Raw genomic sequence first — 19642 nt, 5'->3', positions numbered from 1 at the left:
GATTATCGCCCTTGTTGCGCAGATTTTTGCGCTTCAGTCGGCAGCGCGGCCGTGGCGGTCGATGGGCCGTCGATCGAAGGGCCCATGGCCAGAGCCGTTTTCGGCTGGGCCTGGTTTTCCAGCGTCGCCAGTTCCCGGCCCGCGCGCAGGATGATCAAGTCGGGCACGCTGTCGAGGATCAGCACGTCGCCGCGAACGGCGTAGTTGACGGCGCCCTCCTCTCCCTTGGCGTTGCGGGTGAGAATCGCCGGTATCGCACTGCCAACCGGCCAGCTCAGGTAGGTGGCGTCGTTGTCATTGTAGACCCGAGACGGCAGGATCTTGCGCGCACCCGTCGTACGCCAGGCGAAGTTCAAGCTTGCGGCTTGGCCAGGGGGCACGTCCTTGGGGATCGCTGTCGCCGCCAGCACCTCCGCTGGGGTCAGGCCGCCCGCCACCTTGTTCGCGCCAGGGGGCTCGGCGGGGTAGGTAAAGCGCAGCACATAGAGCGGCGCCGCCATCGGCGAGGCGGTCAGGTCGAAAAGGTAGGTCCGTCGATCGGTCACCACCGTCATGTTGGTCCGCGCGCTCGCGCCGAGCGGCTTTACGAACAGGAGGTTGGCGCGCTTGTTCGGCGTCACCTGCCAGCTGGTGGAATCGCCGATCGCGACATTCTCGATCATCTCTTGATCGGCGAAGGCGATGGTCGCCTGAACGCCAGCGCGACCATGGACAACCACCACTTCGTCCGGATTGTAGAACCGCGTCGAAATTCGGGGGTCCGCCGCTTGCGAGCCCGTCGCGGCCATGCCGCAAAAGGCGACGGCGAAGAGCAGGGTTCGTAATCTCATTTCAGGAAGTTCCTCGGCGCCGTCGCACGGCTGGAGAAGCGGCTGCCGATGCCCCGCGCCCGTTGGGGCTGAGTTGATCGTCTCGCGGGTTCAGCAAGGGCGCCCGCGGTTGCGACGATCCGTGACCGCGAGGTGGTGGCGAGGCCATGGCCGGCTGCAGGGCTTGGCCCGACCGTGCCGGCGGCCGCCGCCAAGGTCTGCAGGCGATTCGAGGCGGGAGCCACTGGATAGGGCGTCGAGGCGGCGGCGATTGCGGTTGTCGGCGGGGCGGATTGGCCGTTTCGGCTGGCTTCATTCGAAAGGCCAAAAACACGCCACCCCGCGACCATCGTCCCTGCGACGCGGAGGGCCAGCGCCATCACCGAGCAGTAGACGGCCGCGATGACGAAGAGGGCGATGGCCGCCCGACCGTCAATGCCGTCTCCCCCCCGCAAGGTCGCGACCACGGGGGCCGCCAGTTCCGTGACGGACGCACCGGCGAGCACGGCGATCAGGGGCGTGAAAGCGGTAAGGACAAGGCCGCGAAGCCAGCCCGCGAAAAGTCCGCGGGTCCCTGGGAACAGCGCTAGCACGATGAAGACGGGTCCGATCGCCAGGAGGACCGCCAAGACGATGCGCGCCGTGACCAACACACCTACGGTGCCCAGGAGCAACATCAAGGCGCTGATCCACATCAGATTGCCCGACGTGAACGTCCCGGCTGTCCCCGCCCCCGCACCCGCCGTGGGGGAGGCGGCGCTGGCGGCTTCGGCGATCGCGTTGAAGAGGATGTCGATCCGGTCCCCGAACATCTGTGTCGCCGAACCCCGCGCACCCATCAAAACCCCGGCGATCTGATCGGGGCCGCCTACGGTCAGATTCCAGAAGACGGTCTGGTAGGCGACCGCGCTCGTGGTGAAGGTGAGGACCAGACCCAGGGTGATCATCCGTGGCGTCAGGGTCGTGATGCTCAGGCGCGACCGGCCCGTCAGCAAGAGGACCGCGAAGGTCGCGACATAAAGCGTGAGCAGGATCGTCAGAACGGGCAGCAAGGCGCCGTGCGTCCCGAAGAGCCGCGAGAAGGCGCTGGTGGTCGTCTCAGCGCTCACGCAATCGACGGCGCGAAGGGACGCGGCGACACCGGCGGTCGCCTCCTGCACCAGAGCCTCGCACCCGCTCATGCAGCGGCCTCATTCCAAAGGCCGCCGAGCCGAAGACCGCCGGGACCGTCATCGTCGTCACCCGGCCACGAGGCCCCAGTCAGCGCTCCGTACCAGGCGGACGGGTGATCTCCATAGGTCGCCCGCAGGGAATCAAGCTTCCGCACCGTGCTTTCGCGCCCCGACAGGAGCGTAAGCACTTCAGGCATCCCCGAGAGGTCGAGCCGCACCACGACGGAGGCGTCTGGCTGGCGCACCAGGAAGCAGCGGCTGTGGGCCGGAAGCGTGCGGATGATGTCGAGTTCATGGTCGGTGAGACCAAATCCCTCGCAGTAGTCCTCAGCGCGCGCGCGCGCGTTGGGCATGAAGATCATCGTCGCCGTCTGCTCGACCAGGGCGGTGGAAATCCGGCTGTCGAGCGCGTCACGGGCGGACTGGGTGGCGAAGCCGACCAAGGCGTTGCGCTTGCGCAGCGTCTTCAGCCAATCACGGATACGGGCGGCGAAGACCTCGTCGTCGAGCGCCTTCCAGCCCTCATCGATCAGGATCATCGTCGGCTGGCCGTCCAACCGCTCTTCAATGCGGTGGAAAAGATACATCATGACCGGCGTGCGCAAGCGCGGGGTCTCGAGCAGGGCCGTCATGTCGAAGCCAAGGGTCATGGCCGAGAGATCGAGCTGGTCCTGCGCGTTGTCGAACAGCCAGCCGTATTCCCCGCGGCCGATCCAGGCGTCGAGGCGATGAGCCAGGTCGCCCGGTTGGGGCCGCATCGTGCCGGCGAGCAGTTCGCGGAAATGCGACAGCCGGCGCAGCGACGGATCGTTCGCATAGGCGGCGTCGACGGCGCCGGCGATATTGGCCAGTTCCTCCGGCCCGTGCGCCTGCAGCAACACGCCCAGCCAGTCACGCAGGAAAGCGCGGTTCGCCGCCGTGTCGGGCATGGCCAGGGGGTTGAAACCGGTTGGCTCGCCAGACGTGATCCGGCTGTAACGGCCGCCGATCCCGCGCACGAAAACCTCTGCGCCACGGTCCTTGTCAAACAGGACGGTCCGCGGCTCGAACCGCTGAGCCTGGGCGGCCAGAAAATTCATCACCACCGTCTTGCCCGAGCCTGACGGGCCGATGACGGTGAAGTTGCCCAGGTCTCCGTGGTGGAAGTTGAAGAAGAACGGCGTCGCGCTGGTCGTTTCCAGGATGGTGACCGGATCGCCCCAGTGCGCGCCTTCCGCCTGGCCCATGGCGAAGCCGTGCAACGAGCCGAAGGACGCCATGTTGGCCGAGGAAATCAGCGCGCGGCGGACCAAATAGGCCTCGTTGCCGGGCATCTGGCCCCAGAAGGCTGGCTCGAGGTTCATCTCTTCGCGCACCGCCACGGCGCCGCTTTCCGCTAGGGTGGCGGCGCAAACGGCGGTGATATGGTCGATCGCCTCAAGGCGATCCGTGCGGACGAGGACCGAAAGATGGTGGTCACCGAACCCGACGGCGCCCACGCCAAGCGCATCGCGTGCGGCATGGAGTTCCGCCCTCTCGGACATCGCGTCCTCATCGGCCGACCGCAGGCGGCGAACGGCCAGGTCAATGCGCTCGCGCGCAACCTGCCGATCACACGGAGCGTAGCTTTCCGTCAGCACCATCTCGCAGGGAATGCGCAGCAGCGAGTCGGTCAGGCCGGGCCCCGTCGTATCGGGATAGTCTTTGAGTGAGATCACAGAGGCGAAGCTGCTTGCCCCCGCCTCCTTCAGCTCCAGCACATCCAGGCCGAAATTGATCCGCCGATAGGGCAGCATGCGGCCAATGTCTGCGGACTCCGCAGGTCGTCGAACAGGACGCATTTCGCCGTTGTACAGGGCTGAGAGGAACTCCAGGACCTCAGAACAGGTCCCGCCGGCGCCCTCATAGTCGCCGAGGAGGCGCGCGCCGTAGCTGCTCAGCGTGGCGACCATCGCATTCGCGGCGGCGCGTAGCTCACGCAGATCCTGGACGCCGGGCTCCGACTCTTCGCGGCGATTGCGCGTCATTGCGCGCGAAAGTCGCTCCACCCACCCCGTTTTGCCGCGGGCCGGACGGCGGACCAAAGTAATGAACTGGTCGTTGACGAAGAGTGCGCCGCTGGAGACCTTTTCGCGCCACCGCGCGTCAATATAGTCCGCAAGCGGATCCGCAAATGCGCCCTCAAGTTCAACTTGAACACGCCGGCGGATCACGTGGTGGTAAAGCACGAAGCGGGAGTCGAGCGAGCTCCTCAGGAGAACCTCGCGCGTGGCGGCGTGGGCGTTCAGTTCAACGGTGTCAGCGGTTTCGAAGCTGAAGCCCGGGACCATGAGCGACAGCATCACAGACCCATCGCGCAGTAGGACGACGCTCTCGTCAATGAGGGCGCGATAGGGCAGCCTATCTCCCGCCAACGCCTCTCTCTTTGACCAGCCGATCATCGTGATCCGTCCATTTCTGCACGCCTGATCAGGCGGCGTAGCTGTTGCAACCCCATCGCCGCCAATTGCGGACCCGGGGGCAACGGCTGACCTTGTTAAGCCACAGGTCAAAGACACGGGGCTCGCGCAGGCAGGCTAAATAGCCGACGGCATGCACGATCAATGCAACCGGCAGCACGAGGAAGCTCTTGGTCATCAGAAAGGCTTCCGTCGTGATCGCCCCGTTGATGATAAAATAGCTGTAGGTTACCCCCGCGAACATCTGGGGTCGCGTGAGCGCCCTGTGGACTGGGAAGCGGAGCAGCTCCACGGCCCTGGCTCAGCCCGCCGCCGAAACGGACTGAATGCCTGAGACGATCGCGCCAGCGCCGAACAGGATGAAGCAACCCAGGATCACGGTGGCGCCGAAGCGCCAGTTCATGCGGCCGGTCAGCATCATCAGGCCGACCGCAGCCACCGCCATGACCGCCACCGCGGTGGCGACGTGGCCCATGAGCGTGCCCTGCAGCCAACCCAGCGCCGCCACGATCGGACCAGAGCCTTGCGGGTTCGCCGCCACGACCTGGGCTTGGGCGAAGCCAGGCGCGGCAAGCATGAAGGCGGCGATCGCCACACGGTGCTTCAGCATCGAACTATCTCCGGACACGGTTCGCCAGGCGCGCAAGAATCGCCGCGACATAAGCTTGGGTTTCAGGAATGTTGGGAACGGCGCCGGCATGGGTGACCCGGCCAGGTCCGGCGTTGTAGGCCGCCAACGCCTTTTCGACGTCGCCATCAAAGGCGTCGAGTTGCATCCGCAGATAGCGGGCCCCCCCTTCGAGGTTGGCGAAGGGATCTCGGATGTCGACGCCAAGTTGCCTGGCCGTTGCGGGCATCAGTTGGGCCAGGCCCTGCGCGCCGGCGCTGGAGGTCGCCGCCAGGCACCATCGGCTTTCCTGCCAGACGACGGCCTCAAGCAGAGCCGGGCTGATGTCGTACTTGGATGCAAGGAGAGCGACATAGCCGCTCCACGCTTCCGGGCCCGCTGACGCTAGGGCCTGGGTGTACTCGGGCTCGCTGTTGACGGCGTTGGTGAGCGCAGGCGCTGTCGCTGGCCCGCCAACGACCCACGTGAAACCGTCCCCGTCGAACTGAATCACGTCGGCATAGGACAGCGATGGCGTTGTCAAAAGCCACGCGCCGAGCAACAGAGCCGCCGTTTTCAAGGGAATAGACATCCGCCCTCCACCGGGGCGACGAGTACGATAAATTCATGACACTTTTGTACGCGCCGCGGCGGAAATCCTCCGACCACGGACATCTTCGCAGAGGCGGCGCGACCTGCCTGCGAAGAGAAAAGGGTGGCGGGCCGGAGGCCTCGCCACCCTGATCAGTCAAAATTTGACGGAAGCGCTCACGGCGAAGAATTGACCAACGTCGTAGCTGTTGAAGTCCACTCGGTTCTCACCTGAGCGTTGATATTCAAGGTGCGCGCGGCCCGTCAGGTTTCGCGCCTCGAACTTGAGCTCGATTTCACGGCCCGCCAGCTCAATCCCCTCGCGAGCGACAAAGTCGATGCGAAGACCTGGGTACTCGATGATATCGGGCTGCCCGCTGTTCACCAGGCCGCGGCTCGTCACCCGCTTGCTGGCGTAGTTGAACAACAGCGTCTGTTGCGAAAGACGCGCGGTGTCCTCCAGGCCGAACTCAAGGTTGGCGATGTGGTCGGATTGACCGGTCAGAGCGGCGCCATCCCGGAAGTAATCCAACGCGTTCGTCGAGGTCGCCGCAAAGGCGAAGGTCTCGTCGCCCGGCCGGACCTTCAGCTTCGACCGGGTGAAGGTGTAGTTGCCAGACAGAACCAGACTGCGGCTCGCCCAGAATTCGCCGTCCCATCGTTCGCCGAGGTCGAAGTTCTTCTGCACCTCGACCTCGACGCCGTAGAGATCGGCCTGCGGCGCATTGGCGAAGCTCGTGGTGAAATCGCCGCCTGAGACATAGCTTTCGATGGGCCGGTCGATCTTCTTATAGAACGCGGCGGCGGCGATATGCTGCACGCCCGCGAAGTACCACTCGTAACGGGCCTCCGCATTGGTCAGCACGCTGTCCAGCAAGAGCGGGTTGCCCCGGAACGTCCGGTTGCTGTCGGGGTCGAAGTAGAACTGGTAGATCAGCTCGCGAAACTGCGGGCGCGCTATGGTCTTGGAGGCATTGACCCGAACCTGCATCTCGGGCCTGAACTTCCAGGTGAGGGTCGCGGCCGGCAGCCAGTAATCATTGTCCAGGCTTGTCCCGGCGAGGGATGAGCCGGGCGTGTCAAACACCTGGATCGGCGACACCGTCAGCTTCGCGGTCTCATAGCGTGCGCCGACGTCGAACTGCAGAACCTCGTTCAACGTCCCGTCAAACTTGATGTAGCCCGCGTTGTTGCGCAGCGTTGCGAGGAAGGCCGGGTTGCCTTCGTTGGTTTCGAAGAGCGCGATGCCGAAGTTCTCGATGACCGACGGCTGCAGCAGGTAGTCGGGGCGGAACATGTCCACGCCGTTCGGGAAGGTGTTCGGCGCTTGAAACTGGAAGTCGCGTCGCGAGCTGGTCCGGCGCGTATCGAGGTAGGCGTAGCCGGCCGTCGCTCGGACCGATGGCGAGAAGCGGTAGGAAAGGTCCGCGCCACCCGACCAGAGCCGCTCGTTCAACTTCGAGAAGCTGACCGTGGCGTCGCCGCCGTTGCCGTTGTTCAGACGATTGACGAACTGCGCGCCGAAGGGATCGGCTGCGGCGTTCGTGCGGACGTACTCGAGGTACAATTCATAGGGCGAGTTGCGCTTTGATGTGGCGTAGCTGCCGCGAAGGTCCAGGCTGAGATCCGGGGTGAGCTTGAATTCGCCGACCACTTGGGTGTCGAAGAGCTGGCGTTCAAACCAGGCCGTGTTCTGACCCATGAAATCGACTTCGGTCTCTTGCACATTGCCGAGGCCCAGGCGCGTGTGCTTGACCGTGTCGTGGATGTAGACGTTGGTCCAACGAATCTTGTTGTCGCCGAACTCCAGGGCGGCGCCGGCTAGACCGTTCAGCACCACGCGATTGTCGGTCTGAACCCGCCGGAAGTCGGATTCCAGCAGCGAAAGATCGCTCTGCAGAGACGTCTGGTTCGTCGATTCCCGCGAAGTCCAACGGTTGGAGTAGCCGGCCGCGACAATCAGGCCGAGGTTCGCATCGCCCAGCGCGAACGGACGACCGCCGGCGAAATTCGCCGACCAGTTGGCTGGGATATGATTCCAGCGCTGGACGATGGCGTTCTTGCTGTTGATCAGCTGTTTGGCGATTTCAGGGGTGTCGACCTGGCCGGTGCTGATCCGATCGCCACCGGCGAGGAAAGCCGCCAGGGCCGGCGCGTAGTCGCGGTTGCCATTATCGAACCCGGTCCAGTCGCTCTTGCTGCCGTAATAGGTGTAGCCGAGGTTATTGGTTGTGACGGTGTCACCGCTGATCGAGCCGCCGATGCTGAAGAAGCTTTCGTCCGGTATCGAACGCGTGGTCAGGTTGATCACGCCGCCGCCGAACTCGCCGGGGAAGTTCGGCGAGTAGGTCTTTTGCACGAGCGAGGAGGAAATCATGCTGCTCGGGAAGAGGTCCAGCGGAACCACGCGCTTGAGCGGCTCAGGGCTGGGCAGCGGCGAACCGTTCAGCAGAGCCAGCGAATAGCGATCGCCCAGGCCGCGCACATAGACGTAGCCGCCCCCGACCAGGCTGAGGCCCGTCACCCGTTGCAGGGCGCCGGCCATGTTGCCTTCGCCGGTCCGCTGGATTTCAGCGGTTGAAAGCACCGAAACGACTTGCGACGTCACCCGCGCCACATTGCGGGAGCCCGTGACGACGACTTCGGAGACACCCCCTGGAATGGAGATCTCCGGAGCCTCCTGCGCGGCGTCCGCCGCCGGGACCCCCTGGTCGGTAGCAGCCTGAGCTGGGGTCGACGCTTCGGCCGACGGCGCAGCCTGGGCGAAGGTCGCGCTGCGAGCCAAGGTTGGCGCGCACAGCGCTGTGGAAAGCAGCAACAGATAGTTGAACCGCCGCGACAACATAGCCAAACCCCTCATCCCCTCGTGAAATCTTTTGGTAAAAGGGGGCCGCCGTCGCCGGCCGCCCCCTTCCCTACTTCAGACGCCGGCCTGATCAGTACGTGGGCAGGGCGGTGCAGGCGCCGCTGGTCGAACCGAAGTTGGCCGTGGAGCTGTTGCAGGCCCAACCGGCCCACCAGGTGTCGTTGCCGTCCCGCACGCCGCCGATGTAGGTCGGGCTGGTGAAGAAGCTGCTCAGGCTGGCGGCGGCGAAGGGCGGCACCGCGGCTTCATTGGCGCCGTTCTGGTAGCCATTGCTGAGGGTCGGGGTGAAGACGTCCCGGTTGTTGTTGGCGCCGGCGCCAAAGGCGGTGGCCACCTGGGCGGCGGTGTAGCTGCCCGTGCCCAGGAACTTCGTTGCATTACAGTTCAGTACCACCGAGCGCGCCGTCAGCGTCGCGGGCGTCGTGCCCGTGCCGTTCAGGCGGATGCACTCGTTGTTCGGCGTATTGACGATGCTGTTGACGAGGGTGGCGTCGGCGTTGCCGCGGATCAGGATCGCGGCTTGGTCGTTGGCCTCATTGCTCGCGCTGACCGCCGGCTGGACCATCGTGAAGTTGGAGATGGTCAGGTTCTGACGCGGCGTATCGCTTTCAAAGCCGTTCGAGTCGATTTCCATCAGGGCGTCGCCGGCGCCGGGGCGCTGGATCAGCAGGCCGTATTGGAAGCTGCCCCGCGAGCCCACGTCGGCGTCAAGGCTGTCGTCGTCCGCGCCGACCGAAACGTAGTACTTCAAGTTGACCACGCCGCCGAAGAACTCCGCGCCGTCGTCAGAGCTGTTGAACGACATGATGTGGTCGAGCTGCGTGCCGCTGCCGACGCCCGAGGGAGTGAGGGACTGCAGTTCGGAATTGCCGCCCAGCACGTAGCCCGAGAAGCGGATCTGGACGTAGGACATCACGCCACTGTTGTCGGCGTCATTGGTCCCGCCGAAACGAGCAGGGTCAGCCGCGCCTTCCGTCTGGCGCTCGCAGGTGTTGGAGGCCACCGAACCGGTGGCGCAGTCGGTGATGCGCGCGCGGCCGAGCAGCACGACGCCACCCCACTGGCCTTGCGACGTATCGGTGTTCAGGCCCAGCACATTATCCCGGCTGGTGAAGACGATCGGACGGATCGCCGTGCCGACCGCGTTGATCTTGTTGCCGCGATTGACCGCCAGCCACGACACGCCCGTGCCGCCAAAGACGATGACGCCCGGCTCGATCGTCAGCGTGACGTTGGTGTCTGAAGCCGAGGCCGTGAAGCCGCCGTCGGACCCGACGTCCACGCGGCCGGACATTTGGTAGAGCACGCCGGCGCTCTTGGTCAGCGTGATCGAACGGTTGATGCGCGACGGAAGCGTGCAGACGCGCCATGTGCCGCTCGGGCCGGTGATCGTGCCGTCGTCCTTCAAGCCTTGCGGATCAGCAATCGTGGGGCAGCCCGACGCAGGGGTGACATTGCCCGTACCACCGCCACCGCCACCACCACCCGTACCCGTACCCGTACCCGGGTTGATGATGACGTCGCCACCGGTACCCGGCGAGGCGATATCGTCTGGTCCGCAGCCGGCGAGCGCCAGCACGCCACAACCAATTAAGAGTAGGTTCTTGAAGAGTTTCACAGCGGCCCCTTTTGATACCACGTGCCCGAAAGCCCGCGCGTCTAGCCGCCCGCTTAATCGCTCATTGTGACAGTTTCGCTATGCGGTGACAGCTTGCCGGCCGCAGCAAGGGACTGTTCCGATCGAGCTTCGGCAGGGGTGTTGTCAGCCCAACGTTCAGGGCCCGCTAACCGAAGCCCATAGCCGCGCTGCATGACCAGGCCGACCAACCCGTTCCGCTATTTTGACAGTTCGCCGCAGGTCATGGGCTAGAGCCATGGCCGCCCTGCACTCGCTACGCCTTGCCGGAGGGGAGTTGCCGTTGGACTGACAGCACCGCCACGCAATCGACGAGCCAACCCGACTGCGAAGTTGCGCTCGTTCGACGGATCGCCCGGGTTTCTCCGCCGCCTGTCACCGTCCGAGCGATGGGTCAGGCCGCACGCCAGAGAACCACACCGAAATCCTTGTTGTTGGGCGAATTGTTGATAAAATATTTTGCAAATACGCCTGCAGATATCAGTCTATCGACGATCCAAACATAGGAACTAGAAGTATAATAATGGGCGTGAATTGAGTAATTTCGCCGGATCAAATCTTCCGTCGTATTGTATGGTGCGGTGTAACGGCGCCATTTTTCATACTTAGCGTCCGCAAGCGTCCAGATTCCGGTATGCTCTTCCTCAAGCCAGTCCGATGGTTCGCTCAGCGGCTGCCGAAGATCAAAGCAATATCTGGCGTCCGGGATAACGCAAACGACCCTGCCGCCGGGCCTCAGTTTCTTGGCCCAGTTTCCGAGTACGGCGAGCGGGTTCACGAAGTGCTCAAACACATGGCTCGAGAAAATGAAATCGAGGGATTCGTCGGGGCAGACGTCCAATTGCTGGGCGTCGCCGATGATGTAGCGCTCCCAGAGCTGTCGCTTTTCCTGCGCGATGACAGCCTGATGGTCGTAATTGCTTAGCCATTCGGTCATTGGCGCAGCCTCGAGGTACTGCACATCGACATCATCGCCGGGCATGACGAAAGGATTTGCGCCAGGCCCGACCTCTATTCCCTTGCCGCGCAACAGACCCTCAAGTCCCGATCGCGGATTGAACATGGGACTTGAGGCGATATCGATCGCCGAAGGTCCATCGTTGACCAATTCGATGTCGAAGCCGTCAGCCTCGCCGAGCCAGGCCGGCCAAGTCAGAAGCGTCGGCTCGCCGGGCTGCTGCAGCGGGGACGCCACGCCCAGGCAGAGTTGCGCCGTATTATCGCCCGCCCCGCCGAGCCCGCGAGCGCTGGTCGCGCGCACAAGGATTCTGACAGACGCCGATCCCGTTGCGTCCGCTGGCAAGAAGTAGCGCCACCCGATGTCCCGCGGGAAATTCCGGAGGCAGGTGAACTCATGCGCGCCTTTCAGCTGGATCCGGGCGCCGGGGCTCAAACGGGCGCCTAGAAAGGTTCGCGGCTTCTTGCCAACGACGGCCTCGATCGTCCCTTCGCTTTCCGAAAGCGTCCGATCCCGGCGCTTGACGATGTCGTATAGGTTCATCGGTAGTTCCCCACATAGGGCGCCAAACTTGCCAGGTTAACCAGCGGGCGTCACAGAAGCTGACCTGGGCCGCGTCGCGCGAGTGGGGTCGCCAACGCGCCGGTAGTGCGTCACGGCGCGGTGGCCATCGCGCGAAGCCCGCGGTTAGGATCGGCGTCCTCGCCAAGCGCGATAGACTCCGCGACCAAACGGTCCGCCCTCTGAGTGGCTAAAGTCCAGACCAGCGTGTTCGAAGGCGTCGCGGTAGTCCTCAACGCCGAAAAGTCCGAGCTCGTGCACTTCTCGGAACTGTTCGATGCCGCCGGGGCGGCCGACCATGTAGTGGATATCGAGCACCGCCAAATCGCCGACCCGCTCGCTCGTGTACATCCAAACGATCTTCAGATCTTTTTTGTCCACGACGTTAACGGTGATGGTTCCCGTCCAGAAAGTCTCAGCGCTGAACCATGGCTCCATAATGACCACGCCTCCATCGGCGAGATGGCGCGCAAGGCAAGCGACTGTCTTTCGCAGATTTTCCTTCGTCTTCACATAGGCTTGGGAACTGAAGAGGATGGTGACGGCGTCGAATGTCTTTCCAAGATAAAATTCAGTCATGTCACCGAGGTGGATCGGCGCGTCTGGAACACGTTTACGTGCGGCTTCAACGAAATCCGGATTGATATCTAGCCCTTCGACCGCGAACGTCTTCGAGAGCTCCTGGAGATGAAGACCAGTTCCACAGGCGACATCCAAAAGAGTCCGCGCCGCTGGAGCTAAAGACCTTATCTCTGAAATCACCCCTTCAGACGCTTTGCGGTAGTCTTTGAAGTGATATAGTTCGTCGTAAAACTGTGCGGACTTCGAATACATCGTCAATTCATGCCTTGTGATACGGCGGGAAATAGCCAGCCATGTCGCGATCTATCCAGCCGGGGGACAAATCCAGGAACGCGTCCCGGTCGTAGATTTGCTTGAGGGCGTTGAGTGGCCGGACTTCAGCGCCGAACTGGCGTTTGGCTTCAGCAACCGGATCGCCGGGGCGGACCCCTCCTCCCATGTTCAGGCTCGCGACGCCGAGCCTCTGGAGCGCGAGCGCCGCACTCCACATGATCGCCGTCGCGGCGTCACGTCCGTCGGCGACCGACACGTTGAACAGCGCCTCTGCCCCGAAGGGCGAATAGACAAACACGGTCGCAGCGACGATCCGCCCATCGACCTGAGCACCGAGCACCATGACACTTTCGAGTTCGAAGAGCGCCCTCCAAGTTTCCGGCGAAAAGAAATACGCGCCCGCGGCGCCTTTCGCGGCGAAGAATCCATCCACGGTGTCGGTGAAAAAGGCGATCGCCGCAGAACGATCCGCCACGACAGACCGGTTGGGCGCAGACCAAGCGGCGATTTGTCGGCGCCGCGACCGTGATAGTCGGCCATAGAGCGCCTCTTCTGATTGCTTGAGATCGAGGAAGAACAGCTCATTCTGAGCGAACAGCTCCGCGCCCCACTCCAGGTTTGACGGTGCGTACAGCGGATGCTGCCCGATATATCCGCAGACCCAGCCCGCGCGGCGCGCGTAGTCTCGCCAGTGCTGGGGAAATCCTGAAAGCTCGCCTCGGCCCGCGAACCCTGAGAATCCGAACGGGGTGCAGATGTCCCGCGCGCCAGCGAAGCTCCGCTCCGACAAGGGACAGATCAGCTTCGCGTCGTTGGATTCAAAGACATAGAGGAAGGTCGGCGAACCCGAACTGAGCGCAAGCGCCCTGCAGGCTCCAAGCGTATGGCCGAACCCATATCGCAACCCATGCAGAGCGGCGTGCCAGCCGGCATCGTCGCTCAGCGGAATCAGCTTGTCCACCCACGCTCCTTGCAGAGATTGCGCCCTGCGCCCGGCCACATTGAATGGCGGCCAGCGGCGCGGTATGGTACCGCTTCATCGTCCCGAGATCACGATAAAACAGTGAAGATCGCAGCCCACATAGGCGTCAAGGACGAAGTTGAGTTGATAGATCGCACGATCGACCAGCTCTACTCACTTGGTGTCGAAGAGATTTTGATCTGCGATCTCTTTTCTACAGACGGCACAGAGAAGATACTGGAAAATCGCCGATCGGATGCATTCAAAATCATCAAGATCGCCAACGACGAGTTGCACGACGTCGCACTTGCTATGGACCTTTCCGCGGTCAAGGCGCTGGACGCAGACTGGGTCGTGTTCATCGACGCCGACGAGTTGCTGATCGCCCGCGACGGCGACCTGAAGGGCGCCCTGGCGCGCGCCGATGCCGACTTGATAACCGTGCCGAGGTATAACGTCCCCCTCGGGCCGGAGGGTGCGCTGATGCCGGCGGATCTTTCACCCGAACATCACGCGCAGATTCAATTGATCGTCGAACCGCCAGGCGGTGACATGCGCCTCCACCTGAGGAACAATCCAGAAACCGCGTGGATTCGGGCCGTTCCTTCTGCGAAGGTGATCGCCCGCCAACACTGCATAGGCGGCCTCCGGGACGGCATGCACCAGATCGTCGTCGCCGCCGGCCAGACACCGCGACGCCGAGTATCGGACGAACTGCTGATCGCTCATCTCCCACTTACGACCTTCGAGAGGTTCAAACGAAAGGTCACGGTGAACATCCGCGAGTGCTTCGATGCGGACGAGCAACTCGAATTCACCGATCCTGAGGAAGAGCCGACGCGGGCGTGGCATTGGCGGCGTTGGCTGGCGCTGGCCGAGCGCGGCGAACTGGAACAGGAGTTCAGGAGAAGCCAATTCTCCGCTGATGAACTGGCCGCCCTGCAGCGGAATGGCACAGTGCGGAGCGCAGCGGACCTGTTCTCCCGCCCTCGAACTTGAGCGCGGTCGGCGATGGCGGATCTGCAGCCGCGCAGGGTTGACTTAGAGTATGCGCCGGGACGTCCGAATCTTTTCCGACTCATGGGATTCAAGCGTGCGCTGGTCGCCGAGCATGGCGTCGACGAAGCCTTCCGGCGCTATCAGGCGACGCTCCGTTTGCCCGCCGCCAACGCTTTGCGGCCAGCGCCGGCGCACGGCCTGCGCGACTTCGCCTGCGCAAACGGCGACACGTTCCTCAACATCGAGCCTGGCGGGACGCCGTTCACAGCGCAGGCGCCACGACTGGTCGGCGAAGGTGATGCGATCTCGCTGCAAAGCCGGACCAGACCTTTCTACGTGGCCAGTCTGAGCGACGTTCGCCTGCTGGGCCGGTCAGCCGTTGTCCAAGGAGACGGCCTGTCGCTGCTTGACGGTGATGACGCCGAACGCGCCCGCATTGGGGACGATCTCGATTGGGACCCGTCGATCTTCAGTGTCCGCGGCGGCACGCCCCTGTCGCCTGAGCCCGGGGCCCGCCCTGCGCTGGAACTCGCCGAAGCGTTTTCGTTGCTGGGCTGCCACAGCGATTTTTTCGGACATTGGATGTGCGAGTACCTGCCGAAATACGCCTACGCGGCGCGGCATATGCCTAGAACGCCGGTGCTGATCGACGCGTCCATGCCAGATTCTCACCGTCAGGCGCTGGCCCTGCTCTATCCGGAACTGGACATCGTCGAGGTTCGCGCCTTCGAGCACGTCTCGGTCGCCCGCCTTTGGACCGCGCCAACCCTGATGTATTTCGGCATGCACGAGCACACGGACGGCAGTTTCCCGTGGGAGCACGTTTGCGCGCCGCCCAGCAGGTTCGATCCGGTGCTCAAAGATTGGCGTCGTCGCGCTGATGGAGCTCTGGGCATAACTGAGGGATCCGAGCGCCTCTACCTCGCCCGGCGAGGATTCCGGCACCGCAAACTGTGCAACCGCGACGCCCTGGAAGCCGCAGCGGAGGCCTTGGGCTTCCGCGTCGTCTACCCGGAAGACATGTCTTTCGGCGAACAGCTGCGAGTTATTCGCGCCGCTCGCTTCATCGTCGCGCCGGAAGGCTCAGCGCTCTTCCTCGTCCTGCTCGCCAATCCCGGCGCGCGGGTCTGTGTTCTCTGCCATCCGTTCATCGAGGCGCTGGCGGACTACAACAGTCTCTTCGCCACGCAGCACATCGAAATGACCGTTCTCACGGGTCCGGTCGTCCGGCGGCAGGAGGACTTCCTCCACAACTCGGACTACGTCATCGATGTCGAGACCTTCCGCGCGTTCGCCGCCGACTGGATTTCTCGAAAGTAGCGCCTCTCGAAGGTCATTTCCGCGACGCATCGATGGGCGTCGTGCCCATCAGGTCTTCGGTCAGCTCGGGAAGGGACCGCCGCATCAGGTCATCGATGATCGATGCGCTCCGCTGCTTGGGCGGCGGAATAAACTTCAACCCAAGCCCCGCCGCCTCGAACGTTTCTGGATCGTAGAGACCGACCCCGCCGCTAGCGTTGAGGTAACTGCTGCCGCCCATGGCTTTGCAGAGCGCCAGCACCTTGTCGACGCCCGAAAGCCCACCCTCGAGCCCGATTTCGGACGCGCACACGATCCTGGTCGGCAGCCGCAGGACTTCAGCGAGCCGCCTGAGCAGCGCCGTGTTCATGATAGCGACGTTGTCCTCCTCCGTCGCGAGCATCTCTGAGAGCAACGGCATGACCGCCGAAAAATGAGGCGCCGTCCGATAGGCGGCAGCCACCTGCCTTTCCAGGCGACGGCGAGACTCTGGCCCCGGGACATATGCCCTCTGATTAATTGGCAGGGCGTGGGACGCGCGGCGCACCGGCAATCCGATACCGGTGAGCCGCCCGTCAAGACGTATATGGTTTCGGTTGATCCAACCGCCCTTAACGTATTGCGCGTCATCGTGAGAAACAAACACGTGAGATTTCGCTAGCAGACGAAAATAATCGATATACGGAAACAAATAAGGCTGCATAATCGCGATTATCACAGTCTAACACCATCGAACTTCTGCATAATATTGATGAAACTCATGCAGCCCCTCACGATGACAAAATATGCAGCTTCGGTCTTGAGTTCGCTTGCCAACAGAGAACCCAATCTCGAACGCGCAGTTGGCGGCAATGCGGCGCTATGCGCGGACCATCCCAACCTACTCCCCCAACCCTAAGCGGATAAGGGGAACGTGTTGTTTGCATCAACGCCCTTTGGCGCCTCCCGGCGCAGAGTGCTAAAGGCCTCACCAGGACGTTCATCGCCGCGCCCCTCCGCTGAAATTAGGCGGACGCGCCGAAGGTCCGCGCTCGCTTGGTCAACTTGGCAGCCGTCTACTACTACTTTACTCTGCGGCGACGCTTGGCAGGCCGGGCTCATGCTAGCCTTGAATTGAGGTTCGACGAGGTCTCGATGCGAATCGCCTGGAAGCCGCGCGTCGCCGATCCGGCCATCGCCAGCTTCCGCTACCGGGTTCTGCTCGTCATCGAGGCTCTCGCAAAGCGCGGCCACGCCGTCGAGCTGTGGGACGAGGCGAACCTGGACACCTATGATGTCGTCGTCTTCGGCAAGAGCTACCGGGCCCAGGACCAGGCCTTGGCGATGAGCCTCCGCGCGCAGGGCAAGCGGGTGCTGCTCGATCTCTGCGACAACCATTTCTACAACCCCTATGGCCTGCCCGCTTACGAGGCCTTGCGGGTCGATCTGCTGGGTATGATCGCCGCGTGCGATGGCGTGATCTGTTCCACGCCCGCCCTGGCCCGGGAGGTGCGGCAGGCGGCGCAACTTGACGCCCTGCCGCATGTGGTCGGCGACATGTTCGAGGATTTGGCGCCTTTGCCGCCGAGCACCGAAGCGGGGTCCCCAAGGCTTCTGTGGTTCGGCATGCATGGTTCGCCGAACGCGCCCTCGGGAATGACCGATCTTCTCCGGGTGGCCGAGCCCCTGCGGCGCGCCTATGAGCGCCACCCTTTCGAGCTGGTCGTGCTGAGCAACAACCGCGCCAAGTTCGATGAGCACATCGCGCCGCTGCCATTCCCAACGCGCTACGTGGAATGGAGTTCGGACGTCTTGGCCCAGACCCTGAGTGACGCCCGCGCGGTGCTAATCCCGCTGTCGGACAATCCGTTCGTGGCGTGCAAGACCCACAATCGCCTGACCCTGGCCCTGGCCGCGGGCAAGCCGGTCATCGCCGACACGATCGAGGCCTACCAGGCGTTCGCCCCCTACGCCGTCCTCAGCGACTGGGACGCCGGGCTGACCGAGGTTCTGGGGCCAGGCGTTGAGGACGCCCGGCGGCGCACCGCCGCCGGGCGCGCCTACATCGAGACCCATTGGTCAGTCGAGACCGTCGCCGGCCAGTGGGCGGCGATATTGGGGCTCGCCGCCCCGACACCGGGTGATCCGGTCGCCCAACCGACCAACACCCGACCTCCGGAGGCCCTCGTGGAGGCAATGATGGGCGCAGCGACGCCGCAACCAGCAGGCTCCGACAGGGGCGGAAATACGCCACAGTTGATCGACTGGATCGGCGCGGAGAGCCGCAACACCCAACCCTGGCTTATCCTGGGGGAGCCCGCGCCGGAGCAACATCTGCGTGACGCCATCGCGCTCGACTTCTGCGTCATGACCATCGGCGCGGCTATTTCCCGGCGCAGCGCCGATGTCGCTCTGGTAGTGGACCTTGAGACGCTGGACCGACACGGCGACGCCATACTTTCCAAGGCCAGGACCGTGGCTATGCCGAACCAGCCGCACGTCCGCGGTTGGGCGACAGGACGCACCCTGGCCAGCCTCGCCGCCGATCATCCGGTTCTGCGCCGCCTGGTCCTGGAAGGCCGCCTGCTGGGCTTCGACCTGTGGACGGCGCACGGAGCGTCACCGTCCGCGCCGCTGGATGACTTCGAAAACGACGAGCTGCCGCTGCGGCTGCTCGCCGAGGCCGGGGTGAAGATGGCCCGACGCTCCGGCGTCGCTCCTCGCAGCAGCGGCGTGGCCGGCTTCGAAGCCATGCATCCGGTCCGCGAACAAGCCGGCGGCGCGATCGCCGCCATCCGCCGGCGCTACGGAATCTCGTACGGTCCCTTTGGCTACCCGGTCCCGGCGCGCATCTTCATTGGCGCCGATGACGAACAGCTGTTGGGCGCCAAGGTGCTGCAGCACAGCATCGACAGATACTCCAGCATGGACGTCGAGTTCGAAATTCTCGACTGGCGTGCGATGCCGGTGCCCGCCGAGCCGAAGAACCGTTCGAAGACGGGCTTCTCCTTCTGCCGTTTCGATATCCCGCGCCTGTGCGGCTACGCCGGCCGAGGCGTTTACGTGGACGCCGACATGCAGGTCTTCACCGACATCGCCGACCTCTGGACGATGCCGATGGAGGAGGCCGACCTGCTTTACGCCCTGAGCCCGCCGGCCCAAGGCCGCGCGCCGCAGACCAGCGTCATGCTGATCAACTGCGAGACGCTGAAGTGGGACGTGGCCGATATCATCAGGGGTCTCGATGAGGAGCGATATACCTACAAGGAGCTGATGGGAGACCTGTGCATCGTGCCTGCAGGCCGAAGCAAGGCGCTGTTGCCCTACTGGTGGAACAGCCTGGAGTTCTATGAGCCCGGCCGCACGGCGTTGATCCACTACACCGACATGCGCCGCCAGCCGTGGGTGTCCCAAGCCAATCCGAACGGCCATCTCTGGTACGACGGCTGCCGCGCCGCGATCGCGGCGGGCGTCATCAAGAAGTCCGAAGTGGTCGACGCCATCGAGCAAGGGCATGTCGCGCCCAAACTCTTCTCGTGGATTGGCGTCAGAGGTCCCCCGGTCAATCGCCCTGACGAAGTCTGGATCGCGCCGTTTAACCGGTTCCTCGACCCCAAGAAGCCGGAAGGGCAGGTCTCCGCGGAGACCGGCGACACCTTGGTCGGCTGGGCCTGGGATCCGCAGAGGCCCGACGAGCCCATAGGGGTCCAGATCTTCGCCGGCGATGACCTGGTCGCGACCTTGGAGTGCAGCGACTATTCACGCTACCTGCAGCAGTACGGAAAGGGTGATGGACGTCACGGCTTTCGGTTCGTGCTGCCCGAAGCCGCCCGTCGCGCCAGGAACGTCACCGTCCGAACCGCGGACAGGAAGATCGAGCTGGGCGGTAGCCCTGTCTCGATCCGCTAGGC

Annotated in this window: 15 protein-coding genes; 3 read left to right on the top strand and 12 right to left on the bottom strand. The window is 63.7% G+C overall.

All coding sequences use genetic code 11. The features are described 5' to 3' along the window. Positions 1 to 2: 2 nt before the first annotated feature. From BN1313_RS06035 to BN1313_RS05985, 11 genes are all read right to left on the bottom strand, one after another. The gene (locus BN1313_RS06035) at positions 3 to 830 is read right to left on the bottom strand and encodes a TrbG/VirB9 family P-type conjugative transfer protein (protein WP_091737809.1); all 828 of its coding nucleotides are present in this window, start codon (positions 828 to 830) and stop codon (positions 3 to 5) included. Next, positions 827 to 1990 (bottom strand): TrbL/VirB6 family protein, encoded by a 1164-nt coding sequence (locus BN1313_RS06030; protein ID WP_091737806.1) that lies wholly within the window; start codon positions 1988 to 1990, stop codon positions 827 to 829. Before BN1313_RS06030 ends, BN1313_RS06035 begins: the two co-directional genes overlap by 4 nt. Continuing rightward, the gene (locus BN1313_RS06025; RefSeq protein WP_091737804.1) at positions 1987 to 4401 is read right to left on the bottom strand and encodes a VirB4 family type IV secretion/conjugal transfer ATPase; all 2415 of its coding nucleotides are present in this window, start codon (positions 4399 to 4401) and stop codon (positions 1987 to 1989) included. The genes BN1313_RS06030 and BN1313_RS06025 overlap by 4 nt, the downstream gene beginning before the upstream one ends. A 28-nt stretch (positions 4402 to 4429) precedes the next feature. Continuing rightward, entirely contained in the window at positions 4430 to 4711 is a 282-nt protein-coding gene (locus tag BN1313_RS06020) for a VirB3 family type IV secretion system protein (RefSeq protein WP_091737803.1), read from the bottom strand. A gap of 9 nt (positions 4712 to 4720) precedes the next feature. Further along, positions 4721 to 5029, bottom strand: a complete 309-nt coding sequence (locus BN1313_RS06015) for a TrbC/VirB2 family protein (RefSeq protein WP_091737800.1) — start codon at positions 5027 to 5029, stop codon at positions 4721 to 4723. Between the two features lie 4 nt (positions 5030 to 5033). Further along, the gene (locus BN1313_RS06010) at positions 5034 to 5618 is read right to left on the bottom strand and encodes a lytic transglycosylase domain-containing protein (protein ID WP_091737797.1); all 585 of its coding nucleotides are present in this window, start codon (positions 5616 to 5618) and stop codon (positions 5034 to 5036) included. A 156-nt stretch (positions 5619 to 5774) separates the two neighbouring features. Further along, entirely contained in the window at positions 5775 to 8477 is a 2703-nt protein-coding gene (locus BN1313_RS06005) for a TonB-dependent receptor domain-containing protein (protein ID WP_245620109.1), read from the bottom strand. 76 nt (positions 8478 to 8553) lie between these two features. Beyond that, positions 8554 to 10101 (bottom strand): hypothetical protein, encoded by a 1548-nt coding sequence (locus tag BN1313_RS06000; RefSeq protein ID WP_091737791.1) that lies wholly within the window; start codon positions 10099 to 10101, stop codon positions 8554 to 8556. Positions 10102 to 10513: 412 nt separating this feature from the next. Further along, entirely contained in the window at positions 10514 to 11620 is a 1107-nt protein-coding gene (locus BN1313_RS05995; protein ID WP_091737788.1) for a methyltransferase domain-containing protein, read from the bottom strand. A 144-nt stretch (positions 11621 to 11764) separates the two neighbouring features. Further along, positions 11765 to 12472 (bottom strand): class I SAM-dependent methyltransferase, encoded by a 708-nt coding sequence (locus BN1313_RS05990; protein ID WP_141653082.1) that lies wholly within the window; start codon positions 12470 to 12472, stop codon positions 11765 to 11767. Positions 12473 to 12479: 7 nt separating this feature from the next. Next, on the bottom strand, positions 12480 to 13454 hold the full coding sequence (locus BN1313_RS05985) for a hypothetical protein (protein WP_141653081.1): 975 nt from the start codon (positions 13452 to 13454) through the stop codon (positions 12480 to 12482). Between the two features lie 102 nt (positions 13455 to 13556). On the opposite strand from BN1313_RS05985, the gene BN1313_RS05980 reads away from it, so the two are divergent. Then, complete coding sequence (locus BN1313_RS05980) at positions 13557 to 14453, top strand: glycosyltransferase family 2 protein (protein WP_176695920.1); 897 nt, start codon at positions 13557 to 13559, stop codon at positions 14451 to 14453. Positions 14454 to 14534: 81 nt separating this feature from the next. Continuing rightward, on the top strand, positions 14535 to 15773 hold the full coding sequence (locus BN1313_RS05975; protein ID WP_176695919.1) for a glycosyltransferase family 61 protein: 1239 nt from the start codon (positions 14535 to 14537) through the stop codon (positions 15771 to 15773). 13 nt (positions 15774 to 15786) lie between these two features. Here the strand turns inward: BN1313_RS05975 and BN1313_RS05970 are convergent, their stop codons facing one another. Next, positions 15787 to 16470: a WbqC family protein gene (locus BN1313_RS05970; RefSeq protein WP_091737775.1), complete on the bottom strand. Its 684-nt coding sequence runs from the start codon at positions 16468 to 16470 to the stop codon at positions 15787 to 15789. A 416-nt stretch (positions 16471 to 16886) separates the two neighbouring features. Between BN1313_RS05970 and BN1313_RS05965 the strand changes: the two genes are divergently transcribed. Beyond that, positions 16887 to 19640 (top strand): hypothetical protein, encoded by a 2754-nt coding sequence (locus BN1313_RS05965; RefSeq protein WP_141653080.1) that lies wholly within the window; start codon positions 16887 to 16889, stop codon positions 19638 to 19640. The last annotated feature ends 2 nt before the right edge of the window (positions 19641 to 19642 follow it).

This window comes from Phenylobacterium immobile (ATCC 35973) (genome assembly GCF_001375595.1).
Classification (GTDB): Bacteria; Pseudomonadota; Alphaproteobacteria; order Caulobacterales; family Caulobacteraceae; genus Phenylobacterium; species Phenylobacterium immobile.
This window is presented reverse-complemented; position numbering and strand designations above follow the sequence as displayed.